General features: G+C 66.5%; 8 protein-coding genes. 2 read left to right on the forward strand and 6 right to left on the reverse strand.

Annotated features, from left to right (window positions below; translation table 11 throughout):
- Positions 1-160 precede the first annotated feature (160 nt).
- The 3 genes from HY058_15470 to HY058_15480 all read right to left on the reverse strand — a co-directional run bounded on the left by HY058_15470 (position 161) and on the right by HY058_15480 (position 2659).
- Positions 161-910, reverse strand: coding sequence for an SDR family oxidoreductase (locus tag HY058_15470; GenBank protein ID MBI3498696.1), 750 nt, complete (start codon positions 908-910; stop codon positions 161-163).
- A gap of 212 nt (positions 911-1122) precedes the next feature.
- The gene (locus tag HY058_15475; GenBank protein ID MBI3498697.1) at positions 1123-1761 is read right to left on the reverse strand and encodes a response regulator transcription factor; all 639 of its coding nucleotides are present in this window, start codon (positions 1759-1761) and stop codon (positions 1123-1125) included.
- The gene (locus HY058_15480; GenBank protein ID MBI3498698.1) at positions 1754-2659 is read right to left on the reverse strand and encodes a serine protease; all 906 of its coding nucleotides are present in this window, start codon (positions 2657-2659) and stop codon (positions 1754-1756) included. Before HY058_15480 ends, HY058_15475 begins: the two co-directional genes overlap by 8 nt.
- Before the next feature lie 186 nt (positions 2660-2845).
- Between HY058_15480 and HY058_15485 the strand changes: the two genes are divergently transcribed.
- Positions 2846-3724 carry an alpha/beta hydrolase gene (locus tag HY058_15485; protein ID MBI3498699.1) on the forward strand — a complete coding sequence of 293 codons (879 nt, stop codon included), beginning with the start codon at positions 2846-2848 and terminating at the stop codon, positions 3722-3724.
- A 21-nt stretch (positions 3725-3745) separates the two neighbouring features.
- Here the strand turns inward: HY058_15485 and aceB are convergent, their stop codons facing one another.
- The 3 genes from aceB to aceA form a co-directional block, all read right to left on the reverse strand.
- Positions 3746-5356 (reverse strand): malate synthase A, encoded by a 1611-nt coding sequence (gene aceB, locus HY058_15490; protein MBI3498700.1) that lies wholly within the window; start codon positions 5354-5356, stop codon positions 3746-3748.
- A gap of 74 nt (positions 5357-5430) precedes the next feature.
- A complete protein-coding gene (locus HY058_15495) occupies positions 5431-5634 on the reverse strand; it encodes a hypothetical protein (GenBank protein MBI3498701.1) in 204 nt (67 codons plus the stop codon).
- Between the two features lie 17 nt (positions 5635-5651).
- On the reverse strand, positions 5652-6956 hold the full coding sequence (gene aceA, locus HY058_15500; GenBank protein MBI3498702.1) for an isocitrate lyase: 1305 nt from the start codon (positions 6954-6956) through the stop codon (positions 5652-5654).
- Between the two features lie 231 nt (positions 6957-7187).
- On the opposite strand from aceA, the gene HY058_15505 reads away from it, so the two are divergent.
- The gene (locus HY058_15505; GenBank protein MBI3498703.1) at positions 7188-8630 is read left to right on the forward strand and encodes a DUF2083 domain-containing protein; all 1443 of its coding nucleotides are present in this window, start codon (positions 7188-7190) and stop codon (positions 8628-8630) included.
- Positions 8631-9214: the final 584 nt, after the last annotated feature.

Below are 9214 nucleotides of genomic sequence, written 5' to 3' on the forward strand. Positions count from 1 at the left end.
GCCGCAAACAGCGGCGACCGGATGTGAGGTTCCACGGCATCGACGCCGTGGCTGACAACAGGCTCGCTCCAGGATCTAAAAGACGGAGAGCCAAATGACCCCTTGACGACAACACCCTCATGTGAGTCCGGGCATGACGAAAAAAGTGAAGCGGCCGATCTCACAAGCCTTGGCCGCCATTGACGCCGATGATCTGCGCCGTCACCCAGCTCGCCAGCGGCGAGGCGAGGAACATGACGACATGGGCCACTTCCTCGGGCTTGCCCATGCGGCCGGCCGGGCAGTTCGCCAAGGTCGCCTTGTAGAGCTCCGGGTCGTCCTTTTTGCGCTCGGCCCAGACGCCGCCCGGGAACTCGACCGAGCCCGGCGCCACGCAATTGACGCGGATCTGCTTGCGGGCAAGCATCGCTGCCTGGGTGCGGGTGTAGTGGATGACCGCGGCCTTGGCCGCTCCATAGGCCGGCGTGCGGACCGAGGGCCGCAAGCCCGAGCCTGAGGCGATGTTGATGATGGCGCCGCCGCTGGTCTTCTCGAGATAAGGCAGTGCCGCGCGCGAGGCTCGGATGGTGGCGAGGATGTCGACATCGATGCTGGCTTCCCAGCTTGCCTCGTCATCGCCCGGGCCGAAGCCGCTGGCATTGTTGACGAGCACGTCGATGCCGCCCAGCGCCTTGGCGGCCGCGGGGATGTAGCGGGCGATCGCCGCACCATCGGCGAGATCGCAGGACTCGGCATGGGCGGTCCCGCCGAACTTAGCGATCTCCGTCCGCGTCTTTTCCAAGGCCTCGGCGCCGCGGGCGCAAATCGAGACCTTGGCGCCGGCCTCGGCGAAGCCCAGCGCGATCGATCGGCCGATGCCCTTGCTGCCGCCGGCCACCACGACGCGTCTTCCCTTGAACTCGAACGGCATCGGCTTCCCCTTGGTCTGTATCGTTCGTGAGCCGGCTAGACTACACGGACCGTCTGCAATTCCAAGGGAGCCGACTTGCCGGCGCTGCTTCCCCTCACCCCGACCCTCTCCCCACGGGAGAGGGAGTCAGAAGGAGCGTCATCGTATCCCCTCTCCCGTGGGGAGAGGGCTAGGGTGAGGGGACGACGTTGATTGCGCGCGCTGCCGGCCGCTCAGAGCATCACCAGTCCGCGATGGGCGGCCTTGGCCACGGCTTCGGTGCGGCTGTCGGCATCGAGCTTGGCCAGAATGGCGGCGACGTGGAACTTGACCGTGTGGACGGAGATACCGAGCCGGCGGGCGATTGCCTTATTGGAGGCGCCAGCGGCCATGGCCGCCAGGACGTCGCGCTCCCGCTCCGTCAGCCCCGCGTGATCGGCGGCACCCTCGAGGAAGGCGGGGTCGGCCCCTTCAGGCTCGGCCTCGAGCAATGCCGCCAGGAGCGGGCCCGGCAGCACCGCGAGACCGGCGCCGGCCGCTTTTATCGCCGCGATGACGACGCCCGAATCCGCTCCGCTCGGCAGGATCGCCCGCGCGCCGGCGTGGAGGAGCTCGAGACCATCCTCGGGTGTGCCCTCGCTTTGGATCGCCACCAGCGCGGCGCTGCGTGCGGCCGATCGCCACCAGGACCAGAAATCCGCATCCGGAGCCACCGCAAGGATGACCGTGTCCGGATTCCGCCCGACCAGCGCTCGGAGCGCCGGCAGGTCGGCGGCGATGCCGACGAGCTCGAAGCCCGGCTCGCGGCTGAGCCAAGTCTCGAGCCTGTGACGCGATGGGGCATCGGCGGCATGGAGGACGATCCTAGGCAAGCTTGCGCTCGCCGATGATGATCTTGATCTCGGCCGGCGCGCCGCCGCGCAGCAGCGTGAGGCGGACCTCCTTGCCGATGCTGTCCGGGCCGAGGAGGCGCATGACCTCGCGCACGCGGCCGACCGGCTTGGCGTCCCACGCCGTCACGATGTCGCCGATCAGCAGGCCCGCCCGCGCCGCCGGCCCGTCGGGATCGAGGCTGACGATGAGCACGCCGCTTCGCTCTTCGCCGGCTCCGGCGGCGCGCTGGGCGAGGCGCACGGGCTTGAGACCGGCGCCGAGATAGCCCCGGCCGACATAGCCTTTGGCGAGGAGCTGGTCGACCGAGCGATCGATGGTCTCGGCCGGAATGGCGAGCACGCGGCGACGCGGGCCGGTGACGGCCATGCCGACGACGCGGCCTTCGCCATCGACGAACGCGCCACCCTCGGCCACCGGGCTCAAGCCAAGGTCGAGGCGAATAAGCGCCTCGATGGTGCCGCCGCGCTGGCTCTGCCAGGGACCGCCGGCGTAGGCGACGATCCCGAGGCTTGAGACCGGCATGCCGTCATGGCTGCCGATCGCGAGCGCGAGCTGACCGGATTTGAGCCCGCCGGCAGTCGCGGTCTTTGCCACAGCGAGCCCGTTCGCTTCGAGGCGCAGCACCGCCACATCCGTCGACGGGTCGCGGCCGGCAAGCGTGGCGGCCAGTTGGCGGCCGCCGGGCAGCGTCACCGTGATCCCATCGTCCCGCTCCAGCACTTCCTCGGCGGTGACCACCACGCCCGGACGCCAATGAATGCCGCTCGATGGAAGACGCCCGCCGCTCTCGACGCCGACGATGGACGCGGCCGCGCGCGCCACCAGGAGCGCCAACTCGTCGGAAAGTGTTGCCAGCGTATTTGCGGTTCCAGCCATGGCGGATGCTCCCACACAAGAGGTCGCGGACGGAATCGATGTCCAGGGTCTCTCCGGCCATATGCCACTCAGGCCCAGCGTCTGCCACTGGCCAGAAGGACGGGTCGGGAGGAAGGTGATCCAAACCGCCCGGCGGCTCGTAGCAGTTAGCGACATCACGGCGGGTCGGCGGGGGCGAACACTTGCATGCGTGATCTGCTGCGCCTTGCCGCGAGCCCTCAGCATTGGTTGCGAAGCGGGCGCTTGCTGCTGGCGCTCCCGAGCCTGGTGGTTGGGGGCTGCACCCAGGCCGAGCTCGTCAATGCGCTGGTTCCGCGCGATGATTTTCGCCTGACGACGGATCTGTCCTACGGGCCGGGGGCCCGGCAGGTTCTCGACGTTTACCGGCCGGCGACCGGCGAGGGAAAGCGGGCGGTCGTCGTCTTCTTCTATGGCGGCAATTGGGACAGCGGTGCGAAGGGCGACTATCTGTTCGTCGGCGAAGCCCTGGCATCGCGCGGCTTCATCACCATCATTCCCGACTACCGCATCTACCCCGAGGTGCGCTATCCGGCCTTTCTCGAGGACGCCGCCGCCGCATTCCGCTGGACGCTGGACCACCTGGCCGAGCTCGGCGGCGATCCGGCGCGGATCCACCTGATGGGCCACTCCGCCGGCGCCTATATCGCCGCCATGCTAACCTTGGACGAGCGCTGGCTCGGGGCCGGGCGCGGGCGGATCCGGAGCACCGTCGGGCTCGCCGGCCCCTACGACTTCCTGCCGCTCACCGATCCGAAATTGCAGATCATCTTCGCACCCGAAGCCGATCTCGAACGGACCCAGCCGATCTCCTTCGTCGACGGCACCGCCGCCCCGGTCTTCCTCGCGAGCGGTCTTGCCGACACCACGGTCAGGCCGGGAAACGCCGAGCGGCTTGGCGCACGGATCAGAGCGCAAGGGGGGGTGGCCGACGAGCGCTACTATGCGGCTCTCGGCCATATCGGCCTCGTCGCGGCGCTGGCCTCGCCGTTGCGCTTCCTCGATCCGGTGCTGGACGACGTGGTCGCGTTCCTCGGCCGTGAGTAGAATCGCTCTAGCCCCTATTTCTCACCCACCGGCGGCGACCAACTGGTCGTAGGCCGGCAAGGTCAGGAACTCGACATAGGGCTTGGCTTCGATCAGCTCGCACATGAGCTCGGCGGCCTCGGCGTATTTGCCGGACAGAAAGCGTCGATCGCCGACGTGGGCGCGGGTCTTCTCCAGCTCCTCCTCGACGACCTTGCGGCAGAGCGCCTTGTCCACCAGCCTGCCGTCCTCCAGCGTGGCGCCGTGATGGCGCCACTGCCAGACCTGGGTGCGGCTGATCTCGGCGGTGGCCGCATCTTCCATCAAATTATAGAGCGGCACGCAGCCCTGGCCCCTGAGCCAGGCCTCGACGTAGCCGATGCCGACATTGATGTTCTGGCGGAGCCCAACTTCCGTGCGTGGCCCTTCCGGCACCTTGATGAGGTCGGCGGCGGTCACCTGCACGTCCTGGCGCTTGCGGGCGATCTGATGGGAGTTCGGCATCAGCCGGTCGAAGATCTCCCGGGCGATCGGCACCAGGCCGGGATGGGCGACCCAGGTGCCGTCATGGCCGTCGCCGGCTTCGCGCTCCTTGTCGGCGCGGACCTTCGCCATCGCCGCCTCGTTCGCCTTGGGATCGTCCTTGATCGGGATCTGGGCCGCCATGCCACCCATCGCATGCACCTCGCGGCGATGGCAGGTCTTGATCAAGAGCTGCGAGTATGAGCGAAGGAAATGGCTGGTCATGGTGACGAGCGCCCGATCCGGCATGACCGCATTCGGGTCGGCGCGAAATTTCTTGATGAAGCTGAAGATGTAGTCCCAGCGGCCGCAATTGAGGCCGGCCGAGTGCTCCTTCAGCTCCCACAGGATCTCGTCCATCTCGAAGCTGGCGAGAATGGTCTCGATCAGCACGGTCGCCTTGATCGAGCCCCGGGCGACGCCGAGCGCGGTCTGGGCATGGACGAAGACGTCGTTCCAGAGGCGCGCCTCTAGATGGCTTTCGATCTTCGGCAGGTAGTAGTAGGGCCCGCTGCCGCGCTTCAGGAGCTCCTTCGCATTGTGGAAGAAGCAGAGGCCGAAATCGAACAGCGAGCCCGACATCGGCTCGCCGTCGACCAGCAGATGCTTCTCCAGGAGATGCCAGCCGCGGGGGCGCACCAGGAGCACGGCGGTCTTGTCGTTGAGCTCATAGCGGCGCTTGGTCTGCGGGTCGTCGAAGGCGATGGTGCGGCGGACCGCATCCATGAGGTTCGCCTGCCCCTCGATCATGTTGGCCCAGGTCGGGGTCGAGGCATCCTCGAAATCGGCCATGAACACCGAGGCGCCGCAATTGAGCGCGTTGATGATCATCTTGCGGTCGACCGGGCCGGTGATCTCGACGCGCCGGTCCAAGAGGTCCTTGGGCAGCTTCGCTACCGTCCAATCGGACTCGCGGATCTTCCGGGTCTCCTCGAGAAAGTCGGGACGCTCCCCGGAATCGAGCCGCGCCTGACGCGCCTCGCGCAGCGCCAAGAGACGCTTGCGCTCGCCGTTGAACGTGCGCTGCAGGCCGACGAGGAAGGCGAGTGCCTCCGGGGTCAGCACCGCATCGAAGCCCGGCGCCATCGCGCCCAAGATCTCGACCCCGGCCATCAGCTTCGATGCGTTCATCATCTATCTACCTCGTTCTCGGAATGACACGGGCCGGGGTGACCTCGATGCCGGAGGGTCCCGTCGAACCGAAATCATCCACCCTCCGTTGCGATCGAGAAGCGCACCTGGGCGTGGACACGAGTGGCAAGGGCGCATTCTCGCCACTTCGCTAGAGCCGCCTCGTATCTGTCGAACGGGCCGAACACCGCTTCGGTGCCGGCCACGATCTGCTTGAAGCACGAGTCGGCGAACTCGCCGCCCAGCACCCAATAGCGAACTTCGGACTGCGTTTGCACGGTTGGATTCCTCCGTTTCAGTGGAATTGCTCGGTTTCGGTCGAGCCCGCCATCGCCGTGGTCGATGCTTGGCCGCCGGAGATGGCGAGGCTGACCGCATCGAAATAGCCGGTGCCGACTTCGCGCTGATGGCGGGTGGCGGTGTAGCCGTATTGCTCAGAGGCGAACTCGGCCGTTTGCAGCTCGGCATAGGCCGCCATGCCGCGCTCCTTGTAGCCGCGCGCCATCTCGAAGGTGGCGTGGTTCAGGCTGTGGAACCCGGCCAAGGTCACGAACTGGAACTTGTAGCCCATGGCGCCCAGCTCGGCCTGGAAGCGGGCGATGGTGGCTTCATCCAGCTTTGCCCGCCAATTGAACGAGGGCGAGCAGTTGTAGGCGAGCAGCTTGCCCGGGAATTCCCGCTGAATCGCCTCGGCGAAGCGCCTGGCGCCGTCGAGGTCGGGCTTCGAGGTCTCCCACCACAGGAGATCGGCATAGGGCGCATAGGCGAGTCCGCGGGCGATGCAGTAGTCGAGGCCCATGCCCTTTTTGATGCGATGGAAGCCCTCGGCGGTGCGGGCACCCTGTTCGACAAAGGGATGGTCGCGCTCATCGATGTCGCTGGTGATGAGCTGGGCGCTCTCCGCATCGGTGCGGGCCAACAGCAAGGTCGAGGTGCCGGAGACATCGGCGGCAAGCCTGGCGGCGTTGAGGGTGCGGATGAAGCTCTGGATGGGCACCAGCACCTTGCCGCCGAGATGGCCGCATTTCTTCTCCGAGGCGAGCTGATCTTCGAAATGCACGCCCGCCGCCCCGGCCTCGATCATCGCCTTCATCAGCTCGAAGGCATTCAAGGGCCCGCCGAAGCCGGCTTCGGCGTCGGCCAAGATGGGTGCCAGCCAATAGGTGCCGGTGCGGCCTTCCATATGGTCGATCTGATCGGCGCGTTGCAGCGCCTGGTTCAAGCGCTTGACCACGGCCGGCACCGAGTTGGCGGGATAGAGGCTCTGGTCGGGATAGACCTGGCCCGCGAGATTGGCGTCGGCCGCGACCTGCCAGCCGCTGAGATAGATCGCTTCCAGCCCGGCCTTGACCATCTGCACGGCCTGGTTGCCGGTATAGGCGCCCAGGGTCTGCACATAGGGCCGGCTGCGGAGGAGCTGCCAGAGGCGCCTGGCGCCGAACTCGGCCAGGCTGTGCTGGATGCGCACTGTGCCGGAGAGCCGCTCCACTTCGGCTTGCGTGTAGTCGCGCCGAATTCCCTTCCAGCGCTCGTGCGCCGCCGCATCGAGCCCGGGCAAGGCCTCGCTGGGATTGGACTTCGCTTCGTCGAGAGGGGCCATCGGCTGCTCCGTTGATCGGGTGACGCGGGCGCCGGCAACTCGATTACACTGCGCCGCAACATGCTCTGGACATCTTGGACGGTTGGTCGATAAGATCAATAAGTATCTGAAAGAAAAAGGGTAAATGTGTAATTAACAAATTACTGCAGACGGGAAATCTGAAAATCTTGTAAATTACATGCGGTGCAGCGTGACTTTTCCGGGGCCGGCGGGAGAGGGTGCGATAAGGCCATGAAAAAGAAAGCGATGTTGGGACACCGGCTGAGGCGGCTGCGCGCCGAGCACAGCCTGACGCAGGCGCAGATGGCCGAGCAGCTCGGCATCTCGGCCAGCTATCTCAATCTGATCGAGCACAATCAGCGCCCGGTCACCGTCGCCTTGCTGATGAAGCTCGGCCAGAGCTTCGACATCGACCTCCGGCAATTCGCCGAGGACGAGGAAGGCCGCCTGGTCGCCGGGCTGAAGGAGGTCTTCGCCGATCCCTTGTTCGAGGGCGCCGACATCAAGAGCCAAGACTTCCGCGAGCTGGCCGACGCGGCCCCGGCCTTGGGCCAGGCGGTGGTGACGCTCTATCAGGCCTACCGCGCCGTCCGCACCGATCTGCAGAACCTGACCGAGCGCGTCGCCGACCGCGACAAGCTGCAGCTCCTGGAGACGACCGCGTTTCCGGTCGAGGAGGTGCGCGAGTTCTTCCACGGCCACAAGAACCACTTCCCCGAGCTCGAAGCCGCCGCCGAGGCGCTGGCGGCGGAAGCGACGCTCGAGGCAGGCGATCTCTACCGGGGCTTGCGCGACTATCTGGCCCGTGCCCATGGCCTCACCGTCAGAGTGATGCCGGCGCACGTAATGGGTGCCGCGGTTCGCCGGCTCGACCGTCACAGCCGCCGCATCCTCCTCTCCGAGATGCTGCCGGCATCGGGCCGGGTCTTCCAGCTCGCCTGCCAGATTGCGCTCCTCGGTCATCGCGAGCGAATTCGCGCCCTCATCGAGACTGCCGGCTTCTCCGGCGATGAGGCGCGGCGCCTGGCGCAGCTCGGCCTCACCAACTATTTCGCCGGCGCGGTGATGATGCCCTATGGGGCCTTCCTGGAGGCGGCGCGCGCTCTCCGCTACGACATCGACGTTCTGGGCCACCGCTTCGATGCCAGCTTCGAGCAGGTTTGCCATCGCTTGACCACGCTGCAGCGCCCGAACGCGAAGGGCGTGCCGTTCTTCCTCATCCGCGTCGACAGTGCCGGCAACGTCTCCAAGCGCTTCAGCGCCGGCGGGCTGCACTTCGCCCGCTTCGGCGGCGCCTGCCCGCGCTGGAATGTCTATGACGCCTTCCGTTCGCCGGGCCTGATTCAAACCCAGCTGGCCGAGATGCCGGATAGCACCACTTATTTCAGCATCGCGCGCACGGTGACCAAGGTCGGCGGCGGGTATCGCACCCCACCGCAGCGTTTCGCCATCGGGCTAGGCTGCGAGGTCGGCCATGCCCGCCAGCTGGTCTATGCCGATGGCATCGACCTCGACGACCGTCAGGCCGCGACGCCGATCGGCCCGAATTGCCGGCTCTGCCCCAGGCTCGATTGCGGGCAGCGGGCGTTTCCGCCCTTCAATCACCGGCTCAACCCCGACGACAATCTCCGCGGCATCTCCGCCTACGCCTTCGCGCCGGGACCGACACGCTGATACGGCGCGCCTTTTGAGACTCGCGCCGTCGACGGCGTAGATCGCGCGCGCGTCTCCGCCTCGTTCGTGTGCGGGACGTCTCGACGTTCGCACGGGGCCACCGCCTCTGACCGGAGCAGACCGGGGATCAGCGGAGGCGGAGCAATAGAGCTTGATACTTTCAAGGCATCTGATCGCTTAGAGTCTGATCCGCTGAGGTGCGATCACCCCCTCACCCTTCCCTCTCCCCCAATGGGGGGTCGGAACGGTCGGGGACGGGTCCTTCCGTCCCCGACGCAGCGCCGGAAGGATCCGGCGCTGCCGTTCCCGACGGTTGCGAAGGTTTGGTGAGGCGAAGCCGAACCTAGCCGGAGCTGGGTGAGGGGGATTCCATGTCACCGGATCGCGCTTAGCCCCGCTGATCTCCGGAAAATAATTTGAAACAGCGTATCCATCCGGTGACGCTTTCAATTACCCACATTTAGCGCGGGCGCTGAGGGATCGCACAAGTTCTTGCGCTGTTGGAATCGGCTGTGATTCCTTGTCTAGCACCGAATCGCGAGGGGAGCGGTGCCAATGGCGGGGGGATCTGATGCATGGTTTGA

The organism is Pseudomonadota bacterium (genome assembly GCA_016195085.1).
GTDB lineage: Bacteria > Pseudomonadota > Alphaproteobacteria > SHVZ01 > SHVZ01 > JACQAG01.

Bases quoted from the DNA above. Each gene is read 5' to 3' on its own strand.
- HY058_15470 (MBI3498696.1), bottom strand. From the start codon at position 910: ATGCCGTTCGAGTTCAAGGGAAGACGCGTCGTGGTGGCCGGCGGCAGC.
- HY058_15480 (MBI3498698.1), bottom strand. From the start codon at position 2,659: ATGGCTGGAACCGCAAATACGCTGGCAACACTTTCCGACGAGTTGGCG.
- HY058_15485 (MBI3498699.1), top strand. From the start codon at position 2,846: ATGCGTGATCTGCTGCGCCTTGCCGCGAGCCCTCAGCATTGGTTGCGA.
- aceB (MBI3498700.1), bottom strand. From the start codon at position 5,356: ATGAACGCATCGAAGCTGATGGCCGGGGTCGAGATCTTGGGCGCGATG.
- aceA (MBI3498702.1), bottom strand. From the start codon at position 6,956: ATGGCCCCTCTCGACGAAGCGAAGTCCAATCCCAGCGAGGCCTTGCCC.
- HY058_15505 (MBI3498703.1), top strand. From the start codon at position 7,188: ATGAAAAAGAAAGCGATGTTGGGACACCGGCTGAGGCGGCTGCGCGCC.